Origin of the sequence: Actinorhabdospora filicis (genome assembly GCF_030269765.1) — a bacterium.
GTDB lineage: Bacteria > Actinomycetota > Actinomycetes > Mycobacteriales > Micromonosporaceae > Actinorhabdospora > Actinorhabdospora filicis.
The window spans coordinates 821,507-845,606 of the sequence record NZ_BSTX01000001.1 but is presented as its reverse complement, the minus strand read 5'-3'; the positions used below and the strand labels follow the sequence as shown (position 1 = coordinate 845,606).

The following is a 24,100-nucleotide window of genomic DNA, read 5'->3' as shown; positions in this document are numbered from 1 at the left end:
CGCACACATGCCGCCAATGCCCGCCCTCCCCGACGAACCCCACCGGCTCGTGCGGCTTGGCCTCTATCGGGCCGTAGGCATCTCTAGCCGCTGATGAACCTTCCACGGGCCCTCACCCCTCCGTCGTCGGCGTCAGGGGCGACCATGGGCGTCCCCTTGGTGGGGCCGCCCCGCCCGCGCCAGTGAAAGGGGGAAGATCGGCAAGGCGGACAGGGCAGCCCCGTTCGGGTACTCCGGTGTCGTCGGGGCCTTCCGGGAGGGACGACCACTCCGCGTGACGGTGCCGGGTACAGCACGGACGCTAGGGACGGTGTGACGCTGCCGCTATGAGCCATTCCGTGTGTCGTGGTGTCCCATCCTGCCTATCCCAATATGGGAGAGTGCGCGTCTCTGGCTTGGGGCACAAGGGAAGTGTCTGGGTCGGGCATCCTGTGTCGATGTCTGGACCGAACCTCACACGGCGGCAACTAGGCCGACGTCTGCGCACCCTCCGCGAACAGTCCGGGATCTCTCCGGGGGCGATCGCGTCGGAGCCCATCGAACTGATGAGCACTAGCAAGCTCTACCGGCTGGAGAACGGGCAGCAACCCAAGCCCCACTACCCGGACGTGAAAGAGCTGTGCGAGCTGTACGGGCATGGTCCGGCCTCAGAGATCACCAAGGAGCTTGTGAGGATGGCGAAAGCCTGCCTACAGGCCGGGTGGTGGGAGCCGTTCGGGAGCGGCGTACCGGCGTGGTTCCAGCTCTACCTAGAGCTTGAGCAGATCACGCACACCATCCGCGTGTACGAAGTCGCGTACGTGACGGGGCTCTTGCAGACAGAGGCGACGATGCGCGCTCTGTTGGCCGCTAACCCGGCTCTCGACCCGGACACCGTAGAACAGACTGTGGAGGCTCGCCTACGGCGACAACGGCACTTCACCGCCCGCAACCCCGCACCCCGCCTTGAGCTGGCCATTGACGAGGGAGCCCTACGCCGCGTCGTCGGCGGGCCGGACGCCCATGCCGAACAACTCGCCCACCTGCGAGAGGCGAACGCACGCCCGAACATCAGTGTCCACGTGCTTCCCGCCGCGTCTGGCGCGTACGCCGGGCAGGGCCAGCCGTTCACGCTGATGGAGTTCCCCGACCCGCTTGACCCGAGTGTGGTCTACTCCGAAGCGGCGACCGGAGCGCATTACGATGAGTCGGCCGGAGCTTTTGGCCGTAGGCTGGCTACTTTCGGAAGCATGATCGGGCAAGCTGTGCCACTTGAGGAGTTCCAACTATGAAGCCTGGACCATGGCGCAAGAGCAGCCGGAGCGGCGGCAATCAAGGGCAGTGCGTAGAGGCACGTACCGACGTTGTGACCGTTGACGTTCGTGACAGCAAGCTTGGCGACGCGTCCCCCATCCTGGCCGTGGCCCCCGCCGACTGGCGCGGCTTCCTGGCCACCGTCACCCGCTGACCACAGCCACCCAAGCAACCGCCCTCGGCACGAAGCCGGGGGCGTTTCACGTTCTTGATAGGCTTGACCAGCCAAAACAGTTCAGGGTCGCCGTGTGGCAGCCCTGAGGGGGAAGTCTGACTCCGGGTGGAGACGCAGTCTCCCCCTCAAGAAAGAGGAGTGCCCCCGGCAGGATTCGAACCTGCGCACCCGCCTCCGGAGGGCGGTGCTCTATCCCCTGAGCTACGGGGGCTCGGGACTAGACGAGATTACCAGTCGGCCGCCGGGGTTCGCCGCTGGGTATACGTAGCTACGTATACCCAGGACGACGTGGCGCCGTAGTCGTCGTACTTCTCCTTCTCCGACTTGTCGCGCAGCCAGTTGAGGCCCCAGAGGACGGCGGCGACGAAGAGGGCGACGGCGAGGATGGCGATGACGGTGGCGGCGACGCCTTTGCGGGTGATGTGGCCGGTGTAGGCGTGTTTGCGGCGGATGGAGCCGGTGGGTTCGTGCGGCGGTGCGGGGTCTTCGGCGGGTGGGACCGTGTCGCGGGGGGCGTCGTCGTAGCGCGGACGCTCCTCGAAGCGGGACGGCTCCTCGTACCGCGCGTGGTCGTCGTACCCCGCGGGCTCCTCGTACTGCTGCGGCTGCGGCGGCGGTGCCGGGGTGTCCCAGTAGCTGTGCGGTGTCTCCTCCCGGGCCGGTGGGGGTGTCCACTGCCGGGGGATCGCGGGTGCCTGGAGCTGGGGTAGCTCTTCGGTCGCGGATTCGACCGGGGGGCGACGAGGGGGCCAGTCGCCGGGGGGTGAGGGGTGGCTCATGTCGTCTCCTAGGAGGCGGCCGACTGGAGCCTGGTCAGCTGGGCCTCAAGGTCCTGGATTTCACTCCGCTGCCCGTCCTTCATAGCCTGTGCGAGGGAGGTCACGCGGGGATCGTCCGTTCGCTTGAGGATGGCATCGGCCATATGGACACCGCCCTGGTGGTGGGCGATCATGAGCTGCGTGAACAGGACGTCGGCGTCGCGGCCGGTGGCCGCGCGGAGCCGGTCGAGGTCCTCCTTGGTGGCCATGCCGGGCATGAGGCCGTTCTGGAGGCTCATCTCGCCGTCCATCCACTTCATGGCCGGCTCGGAGCCGGTGGGGGACAGACCCCAGTCGGAGAGCCAGGTCTCCATCATGCCGCGCTGGGCCTGCTGGGTCATCGCGATGTCGTAGCCGAAACCGCGGGCGACCTCGTCGCCGCCGTTGCGGAACTCCGTCATGCCCATGTCCACCGCCTGGGAGTGGTGGACGAGCATGTCGCGGGCGAAACCGGCCTCGGGGGAGTCCTCGCCGGGTGCCGTCTCTCTCATGAGGGCGACGCCGACGGCCAGGCCGAGGGTGAGGGCCACCACCGCCGACAGGAGCAGGACGGTCAGCGGGCGGCGCCGCAGAAGGTCTCGCATGGGGGTCCTCTCGTATCGCGTCGCGGCCCCGAGAATAGCGCGGATAACATGACCGGGTGACTCCCGAGATGCTCGCCGAACACGTCCTCACCGCTGCTCAGGCGGCCTTTGCCGCCCTGGAGCTCGACGCCGCCGCGCTGCCGGCGTCCACGACGGTCGAGCGACCCAGGCAGCCCGAGCACGGAGACTACGCCTCGACGCTGTGCCTCCAGCTCGCCAAGAAGGTCGGGCGGAACCCGCGTGAGCTGGCCGAGACGGTGGCCGCCGAGCTGCGCGAGGTCGACGGGGTGTCGGCCGTCGACATCGCCGGGCCCGGTTTCCTGAACATCCGCCTCGACTCCGGCGCCACCGGCAGCATCGCCGGTTCGGTCGTGGCCGCCGGGGACGCCTACGGGCGCGGCGAGGCCTTCGCCGGGCAGAAGTGGAACCTGGAGTTCGTCTCGGCCAACCCGACCGGCCCGGTGCACATCGGCGGCGTCCGGTGGGCCGCGGTCGGCGACGCGCTCGGCCGCGTCCTCGACTTCACCGGAGCCGACGTCACCACCGAGTACTACTTCAACGACGCCGGCACCCAGATCGACCACTTCTCCGCCTCGCTGCTGGCCGCCGCTAAGGGCGAGCCCACGCCGGAGAACGGCTACCAGGGCGAGTACATCGCCGAGATCGCCGCCGAGGTCCTCAAGAAGCACCCGGACGCCCTCAGCTCCGCCGACCCGCGCGAGCTGTTCCGCGTCGAGGGCATCGAGCTGATGTTCGCCGACATCCGGCGCTCGCTGGCCGAGTTCGGCGTGCACTTCGACGTCTACTTCAATGAGCGCGACCTGCACGAGCAGGGCGCCCTCGACGCCGCGCTGGCCCGGCTGCGCGAGCAGGGCAACATCTACGAGCAGGACGGCGCGGTCTGGCTGCGCACCACCGACCACGGCGACGACAAGGACCGCGTCCTGGTCCGCTCCAACGGCTCCTGGACCTACTTCGCCGCCGACTGCGCCTACTACCTGAACAAGCGCGAGCGCGGCTTCGACAAGGTCGTCATCATGCTCGGCGCCGACCACCACGGCTACATCGGCCGCATGAAGGCCATGGTCGCCTGCTTCGGCGACGACCCGGCGGTCACGCTGGAGATCCTCATCGGCCAGATGGTGAACCTGGTCCGCGACGGCAAGCCCGTCAAGCTCTCCAAGCGCGCCGGGACGATCGTCACCCTGGAGGACATGGTCGACGCCATCGGCGTGGACGCCTCCCGCTACGCCCTCGCGCGCTACTCCTCCGACTCCACCATCGAGCTCGACCTCGACCTGTGGGCGCGGCGGACCAACGACAACCCGGTCTACTACGTCCAGTACGCTCACGCCCGCCTCGCCTCGCTGCTGCGGAACGCCGCCGAGCTCGGCGCGGAGCTGACGGACAGCTATGACGCGGCTCTCCTCTCCCACCCGCGAGAGGGCGATCTGCTCAAGGCGCTCGGCGAGTTCCCGAACGTGGTCACCACCGCCGCCGAGCTGCGCGAACCCCACCGGATCGCCCGCTACCTGGAAGAGCTCGCCGGGGCCTACCACCGCTTCTACGACGCCTGCCGGGTCCTGCCGCAGGGCGACGAGGAGTTCACCGAGACCGGGCGCGCCCGCCTCTGGCTGGTCGCCGCCACGCGCGTGGTCATCGCCAACGGCCTGCGCCTGCTCGGCGTCTCGGCCCCGGAACGGATGTAGCCGGACCGCGTCCGGACCCCCAAGAGGAGACCCATGAGGGCACATGAGGCCGGTGTGCTGCACGCCGAGGCGGGCCAGGCCGTCCCGTCCTGGCTGCGCGAACCCGAAGACGTCAACCTGATGCTCCCGCAGCTGTGGGCGCGGACGGTCGAGCGCCGCGAGGACGGCGTCGTCGCCGTCGGCGGCGTACCCGTCACCGAGATCGCCGCCGAGTTCGGCACGCCCGCCTACGTCCTGGACGAGGACGACTTCCGGGCCCGCGCCCGCGAGTACCGCGACGCCTTCGCCGGCGCCGACGTGTTCTACGCCGGGAAGTCCTTCCTGTGCAAGGCCGTCGTGCGCTGGATCCACGAGGAGGGCCTGCACCTGGACGTGTGCACCGGCGGCGAGCTGGCCGTCGCGCTGGCCGCCGGGTTCCCCCCGGAGCGGATGGGCCTGCACGGCAACAACAAGTCCGTCACCGAGCTGACCCGCGCGGTGGAGGCCGGTGTCGGCCGCATCGTGCTGGACTCCTTCGACGAGCTGGACCGGCTCACCGCGATCGCCCGCGAGCTGGGCGCGCGTCCCAAGGTGATGATCCGCACCAAGGTCGGCGTCGAGGCGCACACGCACGCCTACATCGCCACCGCCCACGAGGACCAGAAGTTCGGCCTGGGCCTGGACGAGGCCGCGGTGATGGCCGCGCGCGTTCTCGACGAAGACGTCCTGGAGCTGCTCGGCTTCCACTCGCACATCGGCTCGCAGATCTTCGACGCCTCCGCCTTCGAGGTCGCCGCCCGCCGCGTCCTGGGCCTGCAGGCCAAGATCCGCGACGAGCGGGGCGTCGAGCTGCCCGAACTGGACCTCGGCGGCGGCTACGGCATGGCCTACACCACCCAGGACGACCCGATCCCGGTGCCGGAGCTGGCCGAGCGGCTGCGCAAGATCATGGAGCACGAGTGCGCCGGGTACGGGCTGAGCGAGCCGCGGCTGTCGGTGGAGCCGGGCCGCGCGATCTGCGGTCCCACGACCTTCACCCTCTACGAGGTCGGGACCGTCAAGCAGGTGCCCCTCGACTACGGCGCCTCCCGCGCCTACGTGAGCGTCGACGGGGGGATGAGCGACAACATCCGGCCCGCGCTGTACGACGCGTCTTATTCCGCGACCATCGCCTCCCGTGCCTCGTCGGCGGCCCCTGTGCTCGCCCGCGTGGTGGGAAAACATTGCGAGTCCGGAGACATTGTTGTTAAGGATGAGTTCCTGCCGGCCGACGTCTCACCGGGGGATCTTCTCGCGGTGCCCGGAACCGGGGCGTACGCGCGGAGCATGGCCAGCAACTACAACCACGTCCCGCGGCCACCGGTGCTCGCGGTGGCCGACGGCACGGTGCGCGTCATCGTGCGGCGGGAGACCGAAGACGATCTGCTCCGCCTCGACGTCGGCTGAGCACCGGATGAACATGGACGGAGTGAAGCGGTGAAGATTGCCCTGCTCGGTTGCGGCAACGTGGGTACCGAAGTGGTGCGCCTGCTGCACGAACAGTCGGCGGACCTCGCCGCGCGCATCGGCGAGCCCCTGGAGCTGGCCGGCATCGCCGTCCGCCGCCCCGACAAGGCCCGCGACCTGCCGGTGCCGCGCGAACTGTTCACCGCCGACGCCCTCGGCCTGGTGAACCGGCCCGACGTCGACATCGTCGTGGAACTGGTCGGCGGCATCGAGCCCGCGCGCGGCTGGATCACCACGGCCATGGCGCAGGGCAAGAGCGTGGTGACCGGGAACAAGGCGCTGCTGGCCGAGGACGGCGGGACGCTGCACGACGCGGCCGCCGCCTCCGGCGTGGACCTCTACTACGAGGCCGCGGTCGCGGCGGCGATCCCGCTGCTGCGCCCGCTGCGGGAGTCCCTGCACGGCGACCGCATCACCAAGGTCACCGGCATCGTGAACGGGACGACGAACTTCATCCTGTCGCGCATGACCGAGACCGGCGCCGGGTTCAGCGAGGCCCTGTCCGAGGCGCAGGACCTCGGTTACGCCGAGGCCGACCCGACCGCCGACATCGAGGGCTTCGACGCCGCCGCCAAGGCCGCGATCCTGGCCGGGCTGGCGTTCCACACCCGCGTCACCGCCTCCGACGTCTACCGCGAGGGCATCACCTCGGTCAGCGCCTCCGACATCGCCTCGGCCGCGCAGATGGGCTGCGTCGTGAAGCTCCTGTGCATCGCCTCCCGCGACGGCGACGACGTCACCGTCCGCGTCCACCCCGCGATGATCCCCACCAGCCACCCCCTGGCCTCGGTCAACGGCGCCTACAACGCGGTGTTCGTGGAGGCCGAGGCCGCCGGGCGGCTCATGTTCTACGGCGCCGGAGCCGGTGGCGCGCCCACCGCCTCGGCCGTCCTCGGCGACCTCGTCGCCGTGGCCCGCAACCGCCGCTCCGGCGCCCGCGCGGCCAGCGAGTCCACCTACGCCGACCTCTCCGTCCGGCACATGGGCGAGGTCACCACCAGGTACCACATCTCCCTCGACGTCGACGATCAGGCGGGCGTGCTGGCCGCGGCCGCGCAGGTCTTCGCCGACCACCGGGTGAGCATCCAGACGGTGCGGCAGGACGGGCGCGGCGACGACGCGCTGCTCGTCGTCGTCACCCACAAGGCGACCGACGCCGCGCTCGCGGCGACGGTGGAGGAACTCGCGAAGCTGCCCGCCGTACGGCAGGTGGCCAGCGTGATGCGCGTAGAAGGCGGGTAGAAACCAGTGACACGAGTGTGGCGAGGGCTGATCGAGGAGTTCCGGGACCGGCTGCCGGTCACCGCTGACACGCCCGTGATCACGCTGTACGAGGGCGGGACGCCGCTCCTGCCCGCGCCGGCGCTCTCCGAGCGCACCGGCTGCGAGGTGTACCTCAAGGTCGAGGGCGCCAACCCCACCGGCTCCTTCAAGGACCGGGGCATGACCCTGGCGGTGTCCAAGGCCGTGCAGGACGGCGCCAAGGCCGTCATCTGCGCGTCCACGGGCAACACCTCGGCCTCGGCGGCCGCCTACGCCGCCCGCGCCGGGATCACGTGCGCGGTCCTGGTCCCGCAGGGCAAGATCGCCATGGGCAAGCTCGGGCAGGCCCTGGCGCACGGCGCGCGGCTGCTCCAGGTCGACGGGAACTTCGACGACTGCCTCGCGCTGGCCACGAAGCTGTCCATCGACTACCCCGTCTCGCTGGTCAACTCGGTCAACCCCGACCGGCTGGCCGGGCAGAAGACGGCCTCCTTCGAGATCGTCGCCGCCCTCGGCGACGCCCCCGACTTCCACTGCCTGCCGGTGGGCAACGCCGGCAACATCACCGCCTACTGGATGGGCTACACCGAGGACCTCGCGGCGGGCAACGCCACGAAGACCCCGGCGATGATCGGCGTGCAGGCCGAGGGCGCGTCCCCGCTGGTGCGCGGCGAGGTCGTCCGCGAGCCGCAGACGATCGCCACCGCGATCCGCATCGGCAACCCGGCCAGCTGGACGCAGGCCCTGGAGGCCCGCGACGCCTCCGGCGGGGTCATCCGCGCGGTCACCGACCGGGAGATCCTGACCACCTACCGGACGCTGCCGCGCACCGACGGCGTCTTCGTCGAGCCGGCCAGCGCCGCCAGCGTCGCCGGGATGCTCGCCTCGGTCGAGGACGGCACCATCCCGCGCGGCTCGCGGGTCGTGTGCACCGTCACCGGGCACGGCCTGAAGGACCCCGACTGGGCCGTGGCGATCGGCCCGTCCCCCGAGACGATCGGCGTGGACGTCCTGGCCGCCGCCCGCTCCCTGGGGCTGTAAGCAACGGCGAGGGACCCGGGCGATGCGCCCGGGTCCCTCTTTGTGTCAGCCCACCTTCTCCAGTGATGGAGCGGCCGCGGGCCGCGGTGTTCTGTCCAGGAGCGCGAAGAGCACTCCCGCCACCGCGAAGGAGGCCGCGTACCCGACGTCCACGTCACCCAGGAGACGGGACAGCGGCCCGGTGTACAGGGGCGTGCTCGACCCGAGCAGCCCCACCGCCACGCCCACCGCGAACGCGATGAGCGCGAGGGGGTTGACGCCCCCGGAGTACCAGTACCGGCCCCGGCTCTCCGGTGTGGCGTAGGAGTGCAGGTCCTCGGCCCGGTACTCGCCCTTGAAGCGGATGTAGCCGACCGTCATGATCGCCGACCAGGGCGCCACGAAGGTCAGCAGCAGCGTCACGAACGCCGTCATCGCGTCGGTCGCCTCGAACACCACCGCGCCCAGGTACACCAGCGCGACCCCGACCAGCGAGACCAGGAACGTCACCAGCGCCCGCGAGGCGCGCCAGAAGATCGACTGCGCCGACAGCCCGGCCGCGTAGACGCACAGGCCGCCCTGCGGGAACGAACCGACCAGCCCGAACACGATCACCACGCCCGCGAACCACGGCGGCGTCACCTCCGTGATCCCCTGCAACCAGGGCAGGGCCGGGTTGGTGAGCGTGGTCGTGGCGAACGCCCCCACCAGCATCGCGATGACGCACGACAGGAACAGCGAACCGCTGTTCCACAGCATCACCGGACGGTCCGGCGGGCGCATGTAGCGGCTGTAGTCGCCCTGGAAGGTCGCGTACGACATCGGCACCGACACCGCCACGCCCGCTGCGAGCAGCCACGTGTGGATCGGGGACGAGAGTGCGAGCTCGCCCCCCGCGTAGGCGGCGTCGAAGCGGGGCGCGAGGACCACGACCAGCGCGGCCAGCACGATCCCGCCCACGACGGCGGTGACGCGGTATGTCACGAGCAGTGCCCGCTGCCCGTACACGGCCACGAGGATCACCGCCACGGCCACCGCCGGCATCGCCACCGCGAGCGCGCCACGCCCGGTCGGCGTCCCGAACAGCTTCGCCGAGGCCACCATCATCGCCGTGCCGCCGGTCCACACCGTGATGGCGAAGAAGCCGAGGGCCACACCGATGGTGATGAGGTTGCCCGCCACGCGGCCCCGGACGCCGAAGTGCGCGCCCGAGGCCACCGGGTTGTTCGTGCCGGTGCGCAGCCCGAAGCGGACCAGCGGCACGATCAGCAGCGTCCCCACGGCCGCCCCGGCCACGATCGCCGTGGCCGAGGCCCACCAGGAGAGCCCGAACAGGACCGGGAGCGCGCCGAGGACCACCGTTCCGAAGGAGAACTGCGCCGAGTGCCAGATCCACCCGAACTCGCTGGGGCGGGAGGTGCGCTCGTGCTCGGGGACGATGTCCACGCCACGGGTCTCGACGGTGCTCACGGAAGCTCCCCCTCCTCGGGGAGCACCGCGTGGATCCGCAGGGGATCGCACGCCGGTCCGCTCGCCACCTTCCCGTCGACGATGTCGAAGCTCGACAGGTGCAGCGGGCACGAGATCCGCAGGGTGCGCTCATTGACGTGGCTGAACAGCAGCCGCCCGCCCCGGTGCGGGCAGTCGGCCTGCGCGAGGACGCGCCGCCCGCCCATGGCGATGAGGATCAGGTCCTCGGTGACCTGCCGTAACACGTGGGCCATCAGCCCGCCTCCCGTCTGGCGCGGTCGACGGCCGCCTCGGTGGCGGCGTCCACGATCGCGCTGGTCAGGGTGATCCCGGCCCAGACCTTGCCCAGGTCCAGGCCGCGGTCGGCGTCCAGTTCGCGCAGCGCGTCGCGCATCTGGCGGCTGTGGAAGGTGTCGATGTAGAGGTGCTCGTGGAAGTAGGCGGAGTTCTTCACGTCGAGCCGGTCCACGGCCGCCGCGTAGCAGCGGAACGCGTAGAGCACGCTCGCCTCGAAGTAGGCGTAGGCGCCCAGGAAGTACTCCGGCTGCGGTGCCCGCGAGGCCAGCCAGTGGAACAGGTTGACATAGGCCAGCACCTCCGGCTCGGCCTCGTCGACGTAGCCGTCCAGCTCGGTCGGCATCTCCAGCTCGGTCAGCAGGTCGCGGTACAGCTGGGAGTGTGCCCGCTGCACGTTGCCGGAGCCGAACTCGTCGATGAGCACGCGGAAGACCGCCATTCCCGCGCGGTGGGGGAGGCGCGGGACGATCGGCAGCAGCGCGTGGGACTCGATCAGGCCGTCGACGGCGAACTGCCCGACGATGGCCTTGAACTCCTCGCGGGTGGCGTGCAGCGCGACGAAGTCGTGGGACTCCGGCAGGTCGCGCTCCTCGGCGGCCAGCAGCTCGTCGAGACCGGACAGCAGGTCGGCGCGGGAGGAGAAGCGAGGGGCCTCCGCCTCCAGGTCGGCCGCCCACGGCACGATCCAGTCGCGCTCGATCCGCTCGATGCGCTCGGCGACCGCGGCGGTGTGCACCGAGCGGTTCGCCAGGTAGAGCTCTAACTGGCTCATGCCACGACCGTCCGATCGGACTCGATCACGCCGCGCCGCTTGAGCTCGGCCTTCGTCCAGCGGTACCAGTCGTCCTTGTACAGCCCGAGCCGCTCGCACACCGCGTTGATCTCGTCCTGGTTCTCCTGCGTGCGCTCCCGCAGCATCAGGCCGCACAGGCCCGGCTCCAGGTTCGCCAGCGGGCCGATGAAACCGGCGGTGCCCTCGGCCTCCACCAGCAGGTTCTCCCAGCCCTCGAAGACCGGGACGGCCGGCACCGCCCGGGCGATCTGCCGGGTCAGCTCGGCGTCGCCCGACGACTCCTTGATCCCGGCCACGCCCGGCAGGGCACAGACCCGCACGAGGGTGTCGAGGTCGAGGCGGTTCCCGGAGATGGCCTCCTCGTGGTAGACGAACAGCGGAAGGGCGGTCTGCTCGCCGACGACGGCGTAGTGCCGGTAGAGCTCATCCTGGGACAGTCCTTTCCGGAACGGGGTCGTCACGACGATCGCGTCGGCGCCCAGGTCGGCGGCCACGCGGGCGCGGGCCACGACCTCGTCGGTGGTGGGCAGCTGGACGCCGGCCAGCACCGGCAGCCCGGCGGCGTAGGTCACCGTCGCGGCGACCATGTCGCGCCACCGCGCCTCGTCCAGCAGCCAGCCCTCGCCGGAGCTGAGGGTCGGCATGACGGCGGTGACCTCGTCGCGGACCGAGTCGATGAGTCGGGCGACGCACTGGGGGGACACCTCACCGGCGTCCGTCAGTGGCGTCACGAGGGGAACGATCACACCGTGGTACACGGTCACTCCTCTCCCAGGCCGGGAACACGCAGACGCAGGGACGTGAGGTAGAGCTTCTCCAGCTCGTCGGGGAAACGCGGCTCGTCCGTCGCCTCGGGCGGGGCGGCGACGGGGAGCCCGGCGCGGTTCAGCAACCGCTGGTTGGGGGTGCGCAGGATGCCGCCCCGGTTCAGGGTGAAGCCCAGGAGCAGCCGCTCCCGGGTCGGCAGGCCGTCCAGGGTCCGCGTCTCGAAGGCGGCGTCGATGTCGTCCCGCTCATAGCCGGGACGCTCGACCGGCACGATCGAGTGCAGGTTGTCCATGAACGGGTAGTAGGCGTCCTGGACGTCGCGCGGCAGGCGCCAGATCAGGTCGTCGCAGAGACCGACCTGCTCCAGCGGCATCACCACCGGCGACGACAGCCCGTCGGCGAAGAACTTCTTGCAAGCGAGCCGGGTCGCTTCGTCGGCGGCGTGCATGCCCATGAACAGGGCCGCGTCGATGATGACCTCACCGGGCATGACGGCGCAGCACCTCCCGGACGCGGGCCACCGCCGCGGCGAACACGCGCGGCTCGCGGGCCAGGGCGATGCGGACGTAGCGCTCGCCGCGCGGCGGGTCGCTCCAGAAGAAGTACGTGCCCGGCAGGATGTAGACGTTCTCGTCGAGCAGGGCGCGCTGGAGCCCGGAGGCGGTCAGCTCCGGCGGGCGGATCTTGAACCAGGCGACGGAGGTGTTCACCGCCGGCTCCTGGTATTCGAGGATGTCGCCGTCGAGGGCTTCGCGCGCCACCTGCGCGTTGCGGGCGAGCAGGTCGCCGACGGAGGCGAAGTCGTCGTCGATGGAGTCCTCGATGTAGTGGGCCACGAGGTTCAGCACGAACGGCGACACGTTCAGCAGGACGCTGGTGTGCAGGTTGTAGACGACGTCGTGGATGTCGCGGCTGGCGGTGAGCATGGCGCACTTGGCGTCCTGGATCGGCCAGGTCTTGCCGGTGTCCTCCAGGGCGATGTAGGTGACGCCGGACGACTCCAGCAGCTCGTAGAGGTCGATCCGGCCGACGCCGTCGCCGCACAGGGCGAAGGAGGCGAAGCACAGATCGATCATGAGCAGCCGGTTGTGGTCGACGCAGTGCCGGATGACCGCCTCGAAGCCCTTGCGGCCCTCGGCGAGGAGGCTGAATCCGGTGGGGTTGTTGGGGTCGACGAGGTAGAGCGCGTCGGCCTTGATCTTCTCCAGCCGCGCTTCGATGGAGCCCGGCTCGTGCAGGGCGTCCTCGGGGAGCGGGACCAGCGGGACCTGCATGTTGCGCAGGAGGTCGGTGAGGTTGTCGAAGCAGGGCTCGATGAGGGCCACCGTCATGTCGCGCTGCTTCATGTACATCGCCGCGACCATCGTCGACACGCTCGCCGAGTAGGAGAGCATGGTGCGGTTGATGGCGCGGGCGGTGGGCTGGCGGTGGAGGCGGAAGAACGCGTCCGTTAAACGGTCCTCGAAATACGACTGCTGGTCTTCTTCGGACTGGTACCACAGGTTGGGAAGCTGCTCGACGATCTTTTCCTGGCTGGACGACTGGCGCTGGTGGGTGTGCGCGTCGGCCAGGTTGTATTTCGTCTTCAGGGCCTGGATCTCGTGCTGGGTGAGGTCGGCGAAATTGCCGATGTCGACGCTGCGACCGGCGATTTCACGGCTGTGCGGACGTGGCGGATTGCTCGTCTCTTGCATCGTGGACTCTCCCCTTGAGCAGTCGGTTCGCTGTCTGCGAGCCGCACTGGGCGCAACTCTAGCGAGAAAGTCCACCCCGGGGAATGGCCGAGAAGCGAAGAGAAGAGAACTTGCAGGAATATGACAACGCTACCCCCGGAATGGCCAAGGGGTAGCGTGTATCAACAATTGTCCTGCCGAGTTTCTAAATACTTCGAAACAATTCTCCAGGCGTTATTCCGCAGCCCGTTTGATCAATTCCTCCACGGCGGTGGGATCGTCGGCGTCCACGACCGGGTAGCCCACCCCGTAGCGGCCCTCCCAGTGCGAGGAGATGCCGGGGTTGGCGTGGTCGGTGCCGTCGGGCAGGAACAGGTGCGGGGAGCAGTTGATCCGCTCGGTCGCCGAGAGCGCGGCCTGGTCGGACAGGGTCCGGCGGGCGCGTCCGTCGTCCAGGGCCGCGGTGAGCTCGGCGACGTCGACGACCTCGGTGGACTCGGCGGCGTCGAGGATCACCTTGCGGTTGGCGATGTTCTTCGACTGCGCCCAGAAGGCCCTGCGCAGGGCCAGGTCCAGCAGCTCGGCGGCCTCCAGGCTCTGGAGTTTGGCCGCCTGCACCGCCTCCAGGGCGGGCAGCGAGGTCGACGGGTAGTAGTAGTCCTTGTTCTGCCACAGCTGCCAGCCGGCCTCCGGCTCCAGGATCGCCATGCGCGCGACCTCGGAGTCGGTGCCGGTGCGGGGGCTGGAGGCGTTGTTCAGCAGCTCCAGGGGGAACGCCCGGTGGTCGAAGCGCACCTTCCCCTCCAGCCCGAGCCGCTTGCGCGCGGAGTGCAGGCGCGCGACGGTGATGTGCGCGAACGAGCACCAGATGTCGGAGAAGACGGTGATCACGCCCGGGGGCGGGGTCAGGTCGTCGGTCATGGTGAGGCCTCCTTGGCGAGCGTCGCCTCGTGCAGCTCCAGCGCGGCCTCGGTGTCGAGGGTCGCGGCGGGGAACCACGCGGGCAGCAGCGGGATGTCGGACATCGCGTCGATCACCGTGTCGACGCCGTGGTGGATGACGGGGGCGTGGGAGCTGAGGATGGTGCGGGGGTTGAGGCGCGCCAGCCGCCGCAGGTTGGCGTGGAAGCGCGGCAGGTCGGTGACCGCCGACCACGGGGCGATGGCGCGGTTGAAGATGTCGAAGCCCTCGCGGAAGGCCGGGTCGTCCACGTCGGCCAGCTCCACCGGCTGCGGCAGGATCGTGCCGAAGCTGTCGGAGCTGTAGAGGACCTCCTCGGCGTGGTCGAAGAGCCCGATCGTGCCGGGGGAGTCGAAGGTCGGCGGGCGCAGGACCTCGAAGCGGTGCTCGCCCAGGCTGAAGCTCTGCCCCGGGTTGACGGTGAGGACGCGGTCCTGGGGGAGGTGGAACTCCTCGGAGAGCCGGATCAGGCTGACGCCGTTGGTGATGAGCTTGGCGTTGGGTGCCTGTTCCAGGATCTGCGCGAGGGTCCCGGTGTGGTCCCGGTCGTCGTGGGTGACGACGACGAAGCGCAGGTCGGCGGGGTCCACCAGGGACCACAGGGCCTTGAGGAAGTCCTCGCGGTCGACGGGCATCCCGGTGTCGAACAGGATGGGGTGCCGTTCGCGGAGCAGGAAGGCGTTCACCGGCTGGAGTCCGGCGCCGGGGATGGGCAGGTCGGACGGTAAGACGTAGGTGTCCTTGCGGTACTTGTACGGGGTGCGCATGGGTCCCTCCTTCTAGAGCAGCTGGATGGCCAGGGAACCGGCGATGAGCAGGCCGAGGCCCGTCAGTCGCGCGGCGTTCAGGGGCCGCTTGGGGAGCCGGAAGAGGCCGAAGTGGTCGATGAGCGCCGAGGCGAGCTGCTGTCCGGTGACGGTCAGCGCGATGGTGGTGGCCGCGCCGATGCGGGGGATGAGCATGAAGGTGGCGATGACGTAGACGGCCGCGCACGCGCCGCCGAGCCAGCCCCACCAGGGGACCTTGCCGAGCGCGTTCAGCTTGGGCGCGGGGGTCTTCTTGGTGGCCATGAGGACCAGCAGGACGATGAGGATCGTCAGGGTCGCCACGATGAAGCTGAAAAGGCCGACGGCGAGGGGTTCCTTGAGGTCGGCGCGCAGGCGCCCGTTGACCGCGCCCTGGATGGGCAGGACGGCGCCGGCGACCAGGCCGAGCACGATCCAGCCGACGCGCCCGGCGGCCGAGACCTGGGCCGTCCCGGGTCCGCCGGCGCCCTGGGCTTGTTTGGCGCCGCGCAGCACGATGGTGATGCCGACCAGGACCGCGACGGCGCCGATGACGATGCCGATGCTGACCGGCTGCCGGACCACGCCGAGCAGGCCGAAGAGGTCCAGCGCGAGCGAGGCGAACATCTGCCCGGTCACGAACAGCCCCACCGCCGCCAGCGCTCCGATGCGCGGGAACAGCAGGATGCCGCTGGTGATGTAGAGCGGGCTGGCCAGGCCGCCTAGGAGGTGCCACGCGGGCACGTCCGCCAGCCGGTCGTAGACCCCGAAAACGCCGGCGATGACGCCGACGATGACCAGGAGACCGGTGGCCACGCTCAGCTGCACCGTCGAGGCGCCGTAGGGCGTGCCGACGGCGACGTTCAGTTGCATGTTCACCGACGCCTGTACGGCGAGCAGGCAGCCGATGAGCAGCGCGGCCGCCAGAAGCGTGTAATCCATGTCTTCCGCCTGGGTGGATGAGTAAGTGGACAGTGTGTCCGGCTAGCATACAAGTAACTGGACACGGTGACCACTTACGGATCGGGATGCTTAAGATCGGGTGCATGACCACTGCCGCCGGACACGAACGAGCCGACGCCGCACGCAACCGCGCGCGCGTCCTGGCCGCCGCCGAGCGGCTCTTCTCCACCGAGGACCCGCGATCGGTCACCATGGACCGCATCGCCAAGGAGGCCGGCGTAGGCCGCGCCACCCTCTACCGCCGCTACCCGGACGTCGGCTCCATCGCCGTCGCCCTCCTCGACGAACACGAACGGCTCCTCCAGGAGCAGCTCATGTCCGGCCCCCCACCCCTCGGCCCCGGCGCCCCACCCGCCGAGCGCCTCGCCGCCTTCTACGGCGCCATGGTCGAACTACTCGACCGCCACCTCGCCCTCGTCCTCGGCGCCGAGGTCGGCGACGCCCGCATGCGCACCGGCGCCTACGGCTTCTGGCGCCTCCACGTCCGCTCACTCCTGCTCGCCGGCGGCGTCCCCGAAGCCGACGCCCTCATCGACACCCTCCTCGCGCCCCTCGCCCCCGAGGTCTTCCGCCACCAGCGCGACGACCGCGGGCTCTCCCTGGCCGACATCAGCCTCAGCCTCGGCTGGCTCGCCCACCGCGTCCTCGGCGGGCGGTGATCTCGCCTCCCGGGCGGACGTGAGCGATCATCGGAAAGCCCGCTCACACCGCCCCGCCCGCCCAGAGGTGCCCATTGAAACGCCCACCCGCGCTGCCGCTCGCCCTCTGGACGGCCCTCGGCCTCGCGCCACTACTGGCGGTGCTCGCCGTCCACGCCGTGCACCCCCTCGGCTGGATCGGCACGGCCACCGCGGCGTGTGCGATCGCCGGGCTGGGCGCGGTACTCGCGCTGGGGCGGCGGGGGAGTTGGAGGACGGGGTGGACGTGGGTGGCGGCGGGGGTGCTGGGGGTGCTCGGGGTTGCGGGGGTGGGGGCCACAGCGGTTCTGGAGGATTCCGCCACCCGCGTCGACCTCCCGCGATCCGGCTACGTCCGCGTGCTGTCCTGCCAACCCGCCGAGACATGGCGACCGGTGTGGACCTGCGAGGTCGCCGACCTCTTCGAGACATTCGAGGTCACCGGAGCGGTGACGCCATGGGACATCGGGCACGAGCGGCTGCTCGAATACGACGCCGACCGTGGGCGGGCCAGAGCGGGCGACTACTCCCCGCAACTGGCCCGCACCGGCCTCGGGGTGCTCAGCGGCGCGGCGATCATCGCCGCGCTGGTGCTACTCGCCCTCGCCTGGCCGAAACCCGACCCCACCCGGCTCCCGGAACGCGCCGCATCGATCCCCGAGGACGCCATCGACCTCGGCGCCGCCCCCGCCGTGGGACTTGGGCCGCTACTGGGCGCGGGCGCGCTCTTCACGTTCCTAATGGTCGCGATCCAGTACGCGTCCGCACGCGAATGGACCGGCGGCAAGATCCTGGCGGTCGGACTCGTCCTGCTCGGGCTCCCACTCCTCCTGGACTACCTGATCGGGCGCTGGCAGGCCGTCCGCGCCGGCCACCGCCGGATGTGGCTGCACGGCTCGCGCCTGTACCTCCAGCGCCGCCGTGGCGTCGACGTGGCCGAACTCCACCACCCCGACGTCGGACCCGGCCCGTTCGCCCCGGACAAGGAGCTCGCGATGGTCGTCCGCGTCCCCGGACGTGCCTCGCGGATGCCCTTCCCCTTCGGGTGGCGGATGACCCAGCACCTTCCAGTGCTCGCCGCAGCGCTCCAGGGGTCACCGCACGAGGGCGGCCGGAACGTGGCCGCCCGCATCCTGCGCATCGGCCACACCAGGGCGTCGGCGGTACCCGGCCCGTCCGTCCACGTCGAACGCCGGCCGGACGTCCGCCGTGGCGTATTCGGCCTCGCCTTCGGCATCGCGGCGATGATCCTGCTCGTGTCGGTCATCGCGCTGTTCACGCGTTCGGACACCGGGCTCGTCCCGTTCCTGGCGTTCTTCTACGCGGTGACGGCGAGGACCGCGTTCCGGTGGGCGGCGGGCGCGTACTCGCCGGCCGTGGTGGACGAGAGCACGCCCGTCGCGGCCCCGCCCGCACCGCCTCCGGCCGCCCGCGAGGTCACCGGTGACGCCGTCGCGCTCGACGGCTTCCCGTACGGCCCGGCCGCCGCCGAAGAGCACCGCGAGCTGACCCGCCGCCGCAACTTCCGGCTCACGCTGTGGGCGGTCCTCGGGCTCCCCCCACTGCTCGCCGCGCCCTTCTACACCCCGTCGCTGCCCTGGCTCGTCGCACCGGTGGGCATCGGGACCCTGGCCTGGCTGCTCGGCGCGACCATCCCCATCGGCACCAGGCGCAAGAAGCTCGACATCGCCGCCTGGGGCACCGCCGGAGACCTCGTGCTCCGCAAGGGCCGGACGGTTCGAGTGATCCCGCTCCGGCACGGCGTCGTGGACATTCGGGTCGGGAGCCTCATCGAGACCGGCACCGAGCACGCCCTTCCGCTCACCGGTCGCGGTGAGGTCCGCACCATCGCCGACCTGGACATCCTGCGCTCCACGCTCGCCTCGTCGCCCTACCCGAGCGACCGAGAAGCGGCCGATCTGCTTCCGGCCGGAAGAGGCGAGGACCCCGGCCGCGCCCCCGAGGACCCACCCGCGCTCCCGCCCCGTCCCGCGCCGCTCCCCGCCCCGGACCGGCCGCGCCCCGAAGGCGTCCCGGGCGACGCGACGCCGCTGACCACACTCCACGGCGAGGACTTCCCGAAGACGATCACCGAGCAGCTCCCGCGCGAATTCTCCTTCGCGATCCTGTTCACGGTGATCGGCCTGATCGCCCTGTTCGTCGTTCCCCCGCTCGCCGGAGCGATGGCGGGCCCGATCGCCATCGCCGCGCTCGGCGCTCCATTCAGGATCGCCCGCGCCCGGCGTTTGAGCCGTGACTGCTCGAACGCCTGGATCAGCGGCCATTGGATGTACCTCGCCGGACCCACGGGAGTGAAGATCACGAGCCTGCACGACCCCGGCATCGCCGCGAGCGGCGACCTGACCGTGACCGTGCCCGTGGACCGGCGTGCCTTCAAGCTGATCATCGCCACCGGGGAGGACCGCCGGGCGGACGCCGAGATCCGCGCGCTCGCCGCCGCCCTGTCCGAATCACCCCACGCCGACGCGCGGACGGCCGCGCGGCGGGTGCTGGCGCTCGTCCCGGCCGGGGACTCCGGCGAATGACGCGCCGATCACCTTGCGTTCCGGATTCCCATCCACCAACCTGATCCCGCCCGTGCTCACGAACATGACCGAAAGGCGCCCCGTGCCCCATCACGGCGGGCGGAGTCGCCTCGGTGACGTTCGTCCCGCCGGAGGGGGCATGAACATCCTGTGGGTGGTGGCCGTGGACGCCACCGGCGACACCAGCCGGGAGAAGAGCCATTCCTTCGTGGTCGCCACGCCCTCCCCGCGAGTCGCGAGCCGACCGCTCGAACAGGGCCCGTGGCAGCCTCAGCCCTACGCGGACGACGGCCGCACGGTGGGCTTCGACCTCGTCCCCTCCGGCGACGCCACCCTCGACGCCGGCTCCCGCGTCATCGGTGCGAAGACCACCGCGCTGCACGGTGCCGGTGCCCTGAGCACGACCACCCCGGTCGTCCGCACCGACCACGCCTACACCGTCGCGACCTAGGCGAAACTCGACGGCCTCGGCGCCAACGGCACCGTGGCGTCCCAGGACGGGACGCGTGTCTCTGCCTTCCGCATCGAGTACGTGGCCAAGCTCGGCACGTGGTGCGTCGCCGTCCGGCTCGCCGACGAGGCGGGCGCCGACAGCCTGCACACCTGCGCCGCCACCCCCGCCACCACCGAGTGGACCCACCGCGCCGGAGGCCACGACGGCTCCCGCCTGGTCATCTACGTGGACGGTGTACTCGCCGCCTCGCGCGAGATCCCCGCGCCCACGTGGAACGCCACCGGGCCCTTCGCGCTCGGCCACGCGCTCTGCCACGCGGAGGCCTGCCGGAACCTCACCGGCTCTCTCGCCGGCGCCAAGGTCTGGGATCGGGCCGTCGACCGCCGCGAACTGCGCGACGGCCTGTTCGGCGGGCAGCCCATCATCCGCTACACCCCCGGTGGTGGCTGAAACGCCCAGTCCGACTGGGGCGACACGATGACCGACCGTGCGCCCTACGGCCATGACCTGAAGCTCGCCCCGGACGCGTACCTGGACATGACGACGATCGGCACCAACAGCCTGCGCGGCTCGGCCGCGACCACCGGCCCGGTCCTGCGCACCGACGGATCCTTCACCCTCTCCGCGGTCCTGTGGCGGGAGAACCTCGCCTCCGGGACCGTCCTCTCCGCCGACGGCACCGCACAGAGCGCCCTGCGCGTTCACAATGACGCCGACGCCGCCTCATGGTGTGTGACCGTGGCGCTCACCGACGCGCCCGGAGCGGGAGAGGTCTCGGCATGTGCGGCCGACTCCACCACCGGCTTCGAAGTGCTCGCCGCGAGCTACGACGCGGCCACCGACACCGACACCGCGAGCCTGTACCTGGACGGCGCCAAGGTCGCGACCGTCGCAGTGCCGGTCGCGCTGTGGAACGCCACCGGATCCTTCGCCCTCGGACGTGCGCATTCCGGTGACGCCTTCGACGGGTACATCCTGTCCGCGCGGGCGCTGACCGGCCGGCTCACCGACGCCCAGATCGCCGCGCTCGACCGCTGACCCGCCCGGCGAACGAAAAGGAGGGACGGCCCACCCCAGCCGCCCCTCCTCCTCACCCCACTACTGCCTCCGCAGCGCCACCCTCCCCGGCAGCACCGTCGCGATCCACGCCAGCGCCGCCGCGCCACCCACGATCACCGCGTACGTCCCCAGCTCGAAGCCGGGTCGCGCGGCCCCCGTCATCCCCGACGCGAACGCCGTCAGCGTCGCCAGGGCGATGCCGGTGCCGACGATCGCGGCCAGGACCACCGCGACGGCGGTCTCGGTGCGCAGCATCAGCAGGACCTGGCGGCGGGTGGTGCCGATCAGGCGGAGCAGGGCCAGTTCGCGGGCGCGGTCGGCGGTGGCCATCGCCAGGGTGTTCACCGCGGCGATGGCGGCGAAGGCGATGATCAGGCCCATCGCGATGAGCTGCACCTCGGCGTTGGCCGAGGCCGCGGCGTCGCGGGCGTCGGCGGTTTCGGCGCCGTTCAGGACGGCGAGACCGGGACCGGCCGCGGCGCGCAGGGCGGCGGCGTCGGCGGTGCCGGACACCAGGACGGTGCTCGCCAGCGGGGTGTCGACGTGGGCGGCGACGACGGGGTAGGGCAGGAGCAGGTCGCCGAAGCCGAGGTGGCGGGAGTAGATCGCCGACACGGTGAGTTCGACGTGGACGCCGTCGCCCATGGTGACGGTGAACTTGTCGCCGACGGACAGGCCGCGCTGGTCGGCGGCCAGCGAGCTGATCGCCGCGTGGTCGCCGTCGAGCGAGAAGGAGCCGTCCACGACGCCGGGGTCGACGGTCAGGGTGAGGTTCTGCGCCGACAGGCCCTGGGCGCGGTACTTGTCCTGGCCGACGCGGACGGTGGTGGTCAGCGACTCGGTCGCGGCGGTGACGCCGGGGACCGCGCGGATCGCCTCGGCCGTGGAGGACGGGACGTGCCCGGCGACGGTGTAGGACGCCAGGGTCCCGGCGCGCAGGTCGTCGGCGGCGGCGTCGCCCATGGTGGTGGGCACGAACAGGATCGTCGCGGTCATGCCCACGAGGAGACCGAGGGGGGTGATGACCGAGGCCATCCGCCGCGCCTGGGCGCGGGCGGTCTTGGCGGCCAGGTAGCCACCGGCGCGCAGGAGCACCGACAGGACCGGGGTGAGCAGGAACGCCACCGCGCGGGCCAGGAGCGGGCCGAGCAGGGAGAGGGCGACCACCCACACGATCGCGGTCAAGAAGGTCACCGGACCGGCGGCGGGTTCGGTGCGCAGGCCGCTCAGCACGATCAGCAGGACGACGCCACCGGCGACGGCCAGGAGCCCGGCCAGGATCCGGGCGACGCCCACGCGGGGCGCGGCCGAGCCCGACTCCGACAGGGCCTCGGTGGGCCGGACGCGGATCACGCCGCGCGCCGACACCCGCGCCGCCACGAACGCCGCGAGCAGCGTCGCCAGGGCCGCCACGATCGGCGGGAAGGGGCTGATCACCAGGTCGAGGGCCTCGGGCAGGACGCCCAGGTCGCGGAACCGCGAGCCCAGCCACACGCCCAGCCCGATACCGGCCAGCGCGCCCAGCGGGGCGGCGGTGGCGCCGACGAGGAGGGCCTCGCGGCCGATGAGGCTGCGCATCTGGCGGGGCGTGGCGCCGATGGCGCGCAGGAGGGCGATCTCGCGGTGCCGCTGCTGCATCGACAGGGCGAAGGTGCCCACGACCACCAGGATCGCCACGAGGAGGGCGCTGCCGCCGATCGCGCCGCCCATGGAGATGAGCTTGACGCGGGCGGCGTCGGCGTCGACGAACTCCAGGCGGCCGCGGTCGTCGCCGGTGTAGACCTTGCCGGGCGTGCCGGTGAGGGCGGCGCGGACGGCGTCGGCGAGCGCGCCGGTGTCGGTGCCCGGGGCGGGGACGACGCCGATGGCGGTGAGCTGCCCGGCGCGGGCCAGGCGGGCGGCCTCGTCGGTGGAGAAGAAGACGCTGGACTGCCCGTCGAGGGCGGTGGCGGTGATGCCGCTGACCTTGTACTCGCCGACGCCGTCGGCGGTCAGGACGCGCACGGTGTCACCGGTCTTCGCGCCCGAGTGGGCGTCCAGGACGACCTCGCCGGTCTTCGGCTCGGCACCGGTGGCCAGGGCGTAGGGGGTCAGCGGGGCCGACTCGAAGCCGTGTCCCCACGACTCGCCGTCGCCGGGGGCGCCGATGACGGTGGCGGGGAACGTGACCTCGGTGCGGACGGCGGCCACGCCGGGCACGGCGGCGACCTTCGCGGCGAGGTCGGCGGGGATCCAGGCGCGCTCGGTGAGGGGCTTGGACTTGGTCTTCTCCTTCACCTCGCCGTCGCCCTTGTCCTTGCTGGTGGTCCAGTGGACCTCCTGGTCGCCGGCGACGATGATCGGGGTTCCGGCGTAGCGCTGCGGCGGGACGGTGCCGCGCAGTCCGGTGTCGAGGAGGATGCCGCAGGCGGTGACCATGGCGGCGGCGCAGAGCAGGGCGACGAAGGCGCCGACGAAGCCCGACAGGCGGGACCTCAGGGTGCGCAGGGCGAGACCGAGCATTAGGACCAGGCCCCCAGGTGCGTCATGCGCTCGGCGACCTTGTCGGCGGTCGGCGAGGACATGGCCTCGACGATGTCGCCGTCGGCCAGGAACAGCACGGTGTCGGCGTAGGAGGCCGCGACCGGGTCGTGGGTGACCATGACGACGGTCTGGCCCATGGCGTCGACGGTGGCGCGCAGGAGGTTCAGGATCTCCTTGGCGGTGACGGTGTCCAGCGCGCCGGTCGGCTCGTCGCCGAAGACGACCTCGGGCCGGGTGACCAGGGCGCGGGCTACGGCCACGCGCTGCTGCTGGCCGCCGGACAGCTCCGAGGGGCGGTGCCCGGCGCGCTGCTCCAGGCCCACGCGGCGCAGGACCTCGGCCGTCCACTCCTTGTCGGCCTTCTGCCCGGCCAGGCGGAACGGGAGGGTCACGTTCTCGGTGACGGTGAGGGCGGGGACCAGGTTGAAGGACTGGAACACGAAGCCGACGCGGGTGCGGCGCAGCTTGGTCAGCGCGGTCTCGCTCATCCCGGCCAGCTCGGTGTCGCCGAGGCGGACCGAACCGGACGTGGGGTGGTCCAGCCCGGCCGCGCAGTGCAGGAAGGTGCTCTTGCCGGAGCCGGAGGGGCCCATGACGGCGGTGAAGCTGCCGCGCGGGATGTCCACCGAGACCGAACGCAGGGCGCGGACGGCGTTGGCGCCCTTGCCGTAGGTCTTGGTGACGGATTCGAGACGGACGGCAGGGGGAGCCGCGACTGTGGTGCTCATGGGGGTTGAACCTGTTCTTTGAAAAAGGGGACGGTGCGAAGTAGATCTTGGGCGGCG

At 71.2% G+C, this 24,100-nt stretch carries 23 protein-coding genes, 1 tRNA gene and 1 pseudogene; 11 read left to right on the top strand and 14 right to left on the bottom strand.

The genetic code is table 11. From position 1 onward, the window contains the following. Window positions 1-326: 326 nt before the first annotated feature. The gene (locus QSK10_RS03815; protein WP_349497672.1) at window positions 327-1,271 is read left to right on the top strand and encodes a helix-turn-helix domain-containing protein; all 945 of its coding nucleotides are present in this window, start codon (window positions 327-329) and stop codon (window positions 1,269-1,271) included. Beyond that, complete coding sequence (locus tag QSK10_RS03810) at window positions 1,268-1,447, top strand: DUF397 domain-containing protein (RefSeq protein ID WP_285661164.1); 180 nt, start codon at window positions 1,268-1,270, stop codon at window positions 1,445-1,447. Before QSK10_RS03815 ends, QSK10_RS03810 begins: the two co-directional genes overlap by 4 nt. Window positions 1,448-1,607: 160 nt before the next feature. Here QSK10_RS03810 and QSK10_RS03805 read toward each other — a convergent pair. From QSK10_RS03805 to QSK10_RS03795, 3 genes are all read right to left on the bottom strand, one after another. Next, window positions 1,608-1,679: transfer RNA gene (locus QSK10_RS03805), tRNA-Arg, on the bottom strand. Between the two features lie 16 nt (window positions 1,680-1,695). Beyond that, on the bottom strand, window positions 1,696-2,247 hold the full coding sequence (locus QSK10_RS03800; RefSeq protein WP_285661163.1) for a hypothetical protein: 552 nt from the start codon (window positions 2,245-2,247) through the stop codon (window positions 1,696-1,698). A gap of 8 nt (window positions 2,248-2,255) precedes the next feature. Next, on the bottom strand, window positions 2,256-2,870 hold the full coding sequence (locus tag QSK10_RS03795; protein ID WP_285661162.1) for a DUF305 domain-containing protein: 615 nt from the start codon (window positions 2,868-2,870) through the stop codon (window positions 2,256-2,258). A gap of 56 nt (window positions 2,871-2,926) precedes the next feature. On the opposite strand from QSK10_RS03795, the gene argS reads away from it, so the two are divergent. From argS to thrC, 4 genes are read left to right on the top strand one after another with little or no spacing between them, the layout of a single operon-like run. Next, complete coding sequence (gene argS / locus QSK10_RS03790; protein WP_285661161.1) at window positions 2,927-4,579, top strand: arginine--tRNA ligase; 1,653 nt, start codon at window positions 2,927-2,929, stop codon at window positions 4,577-4,579. Window positions 4,580-4,612: 33 nt separating this feature from the next. Then, complete coding sequence (gene lysA, locus QSK10_RS03785; protein ID WP_285661160.1) at window positions 4,613-6,004, top strand: diaminopimelate decarboxylase; 1,392 nt, start codon at window positions 4,613-4,615, stop codon at window positions 6,002-6,004. 36 nt (window positions 6,005-6,040) lie between these two features. Further along, entirely contained in the window at window positions 6,041-7,306 is a 1,266-nt protein-coding gene (locus QSK10_RS03780) for a homoserine dehydrogenase (protein WP_285662913.1), read from the top strand. A gap of 15 nt (window positions 7,307-7,321) precedes the next feature. After that, window positions 7,322-8,368, top strand: a complete 1,047-nt coding sequence (thrC, locus tag QSK10_RS03775; protein WP_285662912.1) for a threonine synthase — start codon at window positions 7,322-7,324, stop codon at window positions 8,366-8,368. A gap of 45 nt (window positions 8,369-8,413) precedes the next feature. Here the strand turns inward: thrC and QSK10_RS03770 are convergent, their stop codons facing one another. The 9 genes from QSK10_RS03770 to QSK10_RS03730 form a co-directional block, all read right to left on the bottom strand. Then, the gene (locus QSK10_RS03770; RefSeq protein WP_285661159.1) at window positions 8,414-9,817 is read right to left on the bottom strand and encodes a purine-cytosine permease family protein; all 1,404 of its coding nucleotides are present in this window, start codon (window positions 9,815-9,817) and stop codon (window positions 8,414-8,416) included. Next, window positions 9,814-10,071: a Rieske (2Fe-2S) protein gene (locus QSK10_RS03765; protein ID WP_285661158.1), complete on the bottom strand. Its 258-nt coding sequence runs from the start codon at window positions 10,069-10,071 to the stop codon at window positions 9,814-9,816. The genes QSK10_RS03770 and QSK10_RS03765 overlap by 4 nt, the downstream gene beginning before the upstream one ends. Continuing rightward, on the bottom strand, window positions 10,071-10,886 hold the full coding sequence (locus QSK10_RS03760; protein ID WP_285661157.1) for an iron-containing redox enzyme family protein: 816 nt from the start codon (window positions 10,884-10,886) through the stop codon (window positions 10,071-10,073). The genes QSK10_RS03765 and QSK10_RS03760 overlap by 1 nt, the downstream gene beginning before the upstream one ends. After that, window positions 10,883-11,653 (bottom strand): dihydrodipicolinate synthase family protein, encoded by a 771-nt coding sequence (locus tag QSK10_RS03755; protein WP_285662911.1) that lies wholly within the window; start codon window positions 11,651-11,653, stop codon window positions 10,883-10,885. The genes QSK10_RS03760 and QSK10_RS03755 overlap by 4 nt, the downstream gene beginning before the upstream one ends. Window positions 11,654-11,667: 14 nt before the next feature. Continuing rightward, window positions 11,668-12,165: a DUF6190 family protein gene (locus tag QSK10_RS03750; protein ID WP_285661156.1), complete on the bottom strand. Its 498-nt coding sequence runs from the start codon at window positions 12,163-12,165 to the stop codon at window positions 11,668-11,670. Then, entirely contained in the window at window positions 12,155-13,369 is a 1,215-nt protein-coding gene (locus QSK10_RS03745; protein WP_285661155.1) for an aminotransferase class I/II-fold pyridoxal phosphate-dependent enzyme, read from the bottom strand. Before QSK10_RS03745 ends, QSK10_RS03750 begins: the two co-directional genes overlap by 11 nt. Before the next feature lie 213 nt (window positions 13,370-13,582). Beyond that, window positions 13,583-14,269 (bottom strand): DsbA family oxidoreductase, encoded by a 687-nt coding sequence (locus QSK10_RS03740; RefSeq protein ID WP_285661154.1) that lies wholly within the window; start codon window positions 14,267-14,269, stop codon window positions 13,583-13,585. Next, window positions 14,266-15,075: an MBL fold metallo-hydrolase gene (locus QSK10_RS03735; RefSeq protein ID WP_285661153.1), complete on the bottom strand. Its 810-nt coding sequence runs from the start codon at window positions 15,073-15,075 to the stop codon at window positions 14,266-14,268. The genes QSK10_RS03740 and QSK10_RS03735 overlap by 4 nt, the downstream gene beginning before the upstream one ends. 12 nt (window positions 15,076-15,087) lie before the next feature. Further along, window positions 15,088-16,035, bottom strand: a complete 948-nt coding sequence (locus QSK10_RS03730) for a DMT family transporter (protein WP_285661152.1) — start codon at window positions 16,033-16,035, stop codon at window positions 15,088-15,090. 104 nt (window positions 16,036-16,139) lie between these two features. Here QSK10_RS03730 and QSK10_RS03725 point away from each other — a divergent pair, with 104 nt between their 5' ends. From QSK10_RS03725 to QSK10_RS03705, 5 genes and pseudogenes are all read left to right on the top strand, one after another. Continuing rightward, entirely contained in the window at window positions 16,140-16,715 is a 576-nt protein-coding gene (locus QSK10_RS03725; RefSeq protein ID WP_285661151.1) for a TetR/AcrR family transcriptional regulator, read from the top strand. A gap of 74 nt (window positions 16,716-16,789) precedes the next feature. Next, window positions 16,790-19,279, top strand: a complete 2,490-nt coding sequence (locus tag QSK10_RS03720) for a hypothetical protein (RefSeq protein ID WP_285661150.1) — start codon at window positions 16,790-16,792, stop codon at window positions 19,277-19,279. A gap of 139 nt (window positions 19,280-19,418) precedes the next feature. Further along, window positions 19,419-19,730 (top strand): hypothetical protein, encoded by a 312-nt coding sequence (locus QSK10_RS03715; RefSeq protein ID WP_285661149.1) that lies wholly within the window; start codon window positions 19,419-19,421, stop codon window positions 19,728-19,730. Between the two features lie 27 nt (window positions 19,731-19,757). Continuing rightward, a pseudogene (locus QSK10_RS03710) lies at window positions 19,758-20,183 on the top strand (LamG-like jellyroll fold domain-containing protein); the annotation flags it as partial. Between the two features lie 27 nt (window positions 20,184-20,210). Then, entirely contained in the window at window positions 20,211-20,771 is a 561-nt protein-coding gene (locus QSK10_RS03705; protein WP_285661148.1) for a LamG-like jellyroll fold domain-containing protein, read from the top strand. Window positions 20,772-20,831: 60 nt separating this feature from the next. On the opposite strand, the gene QSK10_RS03700 is transcribed toward QSK10_RS03705, so the two are convergent. Both QSK10_RS03700 and QSK10_RS03695 read right to left on the bottom strand, forming a co-directional pair. Next, window positions 20,832-23,294, bottom strand: coding sequence for an FtsX-like permease family protein (locus tag QSK10_RS03700; RefSeq protein ID WP_285661147.1), 2,463 nt, complete (start codon window positions 23,292-23,294; stop codon window positions 20,832-20,834). After that, window positions 23,294-24,043 (bottom strand): ABC transporter ATP-binding protein, encoded by a 750-nt coding sequence (locus QSK10_RS03695; protein WP_285661146.1) that lies wholly within the window; start codon window positions 24,041-24,043, stop codon window positions 23,294-23,296. The genes QSK10_RS03700 and QSK10_RS03695 overlap by 1 nt, the downstream gene beginning before the upstream one ends. Window positions 24,044-24,100 lie beyond the last annotated feature (57 nt).

Bases quoted from the DNA above. Each gene is read 5' to 3' on its own strand.
- QSK10_RS03745 (WP_285661155.1), bottom strand. From the start codon at position 13,369: ATGCAAGAGACGAGCAATCCGCCACGTCCGCACAGCCGTGAAATCGCC.
- QSK10_RS03735 (WP_285661153.1), bottom strand. From the start codon at position 15,075: ATGCGCACCCCGTACAAGTACCGCAAGGACACCTACGTCTTACCGTCC.
- QSK10_RS03795 (WP_285661162.1), bottom strand. From the start codon at position 2,870: ATGCGAGACCTTCTGCGGCGCCGCCCGCTGACCGTCCTGCTCCTGTCG.
- QSK10_RS03700 (WP_285661147.1), bottom strand. From the start codon at position 23,294: ATGCTCGGTCTCGCCCTGCGCACCCTGAGGTCCCGCCTGTCGGGCTTC.
- QSK10_RS03810 (WP_285661164.1), top strand. From the start codon at position 1,268: ATGAAGCCTGGACCATGGCGCAAGAGCAGCCGGAGCGGCGGCAATCAA.
- QSK10_RS03760 (WP_285661157.1), bottom strand. From the start codon at position 10,886: ATGAGCCAGTTAGAGCTCTACCTGGCGAACCGCTCGGTGCACACCGCC.
- lysA (WP_285661160.1), top strand. From the start codon at position 4,613: ATGAGGGCACATGAGGCCGGTGTGCTGCACGCCGAGGCGGGCCAGGCC.
- QSK10_RS03730 (WP_285661152.1), bottom strand. From the start codon at position 16,035: ATGGATTACACGCTTCTGGCGGCCGCGCTGCTCATCGGCTGCCTGCTC.
- QSK10_RS03705 (WP_285661148.1), top strand. From the start codon at position 20,211: ATGACCGACCGTGCGCCCTACGGCCATGACCTGAAGCTCGCCCCGGAC.
- QSK10_RS03725 (WP_285661151.1), top strand. From the start codon at position 16,140: ATGACCACTGCCGCCGGACACGAACGAGCCGACGCCGCACGCAACCGC.
- QSK10_RS03750 (WP_285661156.1), bottom strand. From the start codon at position 12,165: ATGCCCGGTGAGGTCATCATCGACGCGGCCCTGTTCATGGGCATGCAC.
- QSK10_RS03715 (WP_285661149.1), top strand. From the start codon at position 19,419: ATGAACATCCTGTGGGTGGTGGCCGTGGACGCCACCGGCGACACCAGC.
- QSK10_RS03800 (WP_285661163.1), bottom strand. From the start codon at position 2,247: ATGAGCCACCCCTCACCCCCCGGCGACTGGCCCCCTCGTCGCCCCCCG.
- QSK10_RS03695 (WP_285661146.1), bottom strand. From the start codon at position 24,043: ATGAGCACCACAGTCGCGGCTCCCCCTGCCGTCCGTCTCGAATCCGTC.
- QSK10_RS03740 (WP_285661154.1), bottom strand. From the start codon at position 14,269: ATGACCGACGACCTGACCCCGCCCCCGGGCGTGATCACCGTCTTCTCC.
- QSK10_RS03815 (WP_349497672.1), top strand. From the start codon at position 327: ATGAGCCATTCCGTGTGTCGTGGTGTCCCATCCTGCCTATCCCAATAT.
- QSK10_RS03765 (WP_285661158.1), bottom strand. From the start codon at position 10,071: ATGGCCCACGTGTTACGGCAGGTCACCGAGGACCTGATCCTCATCGCC.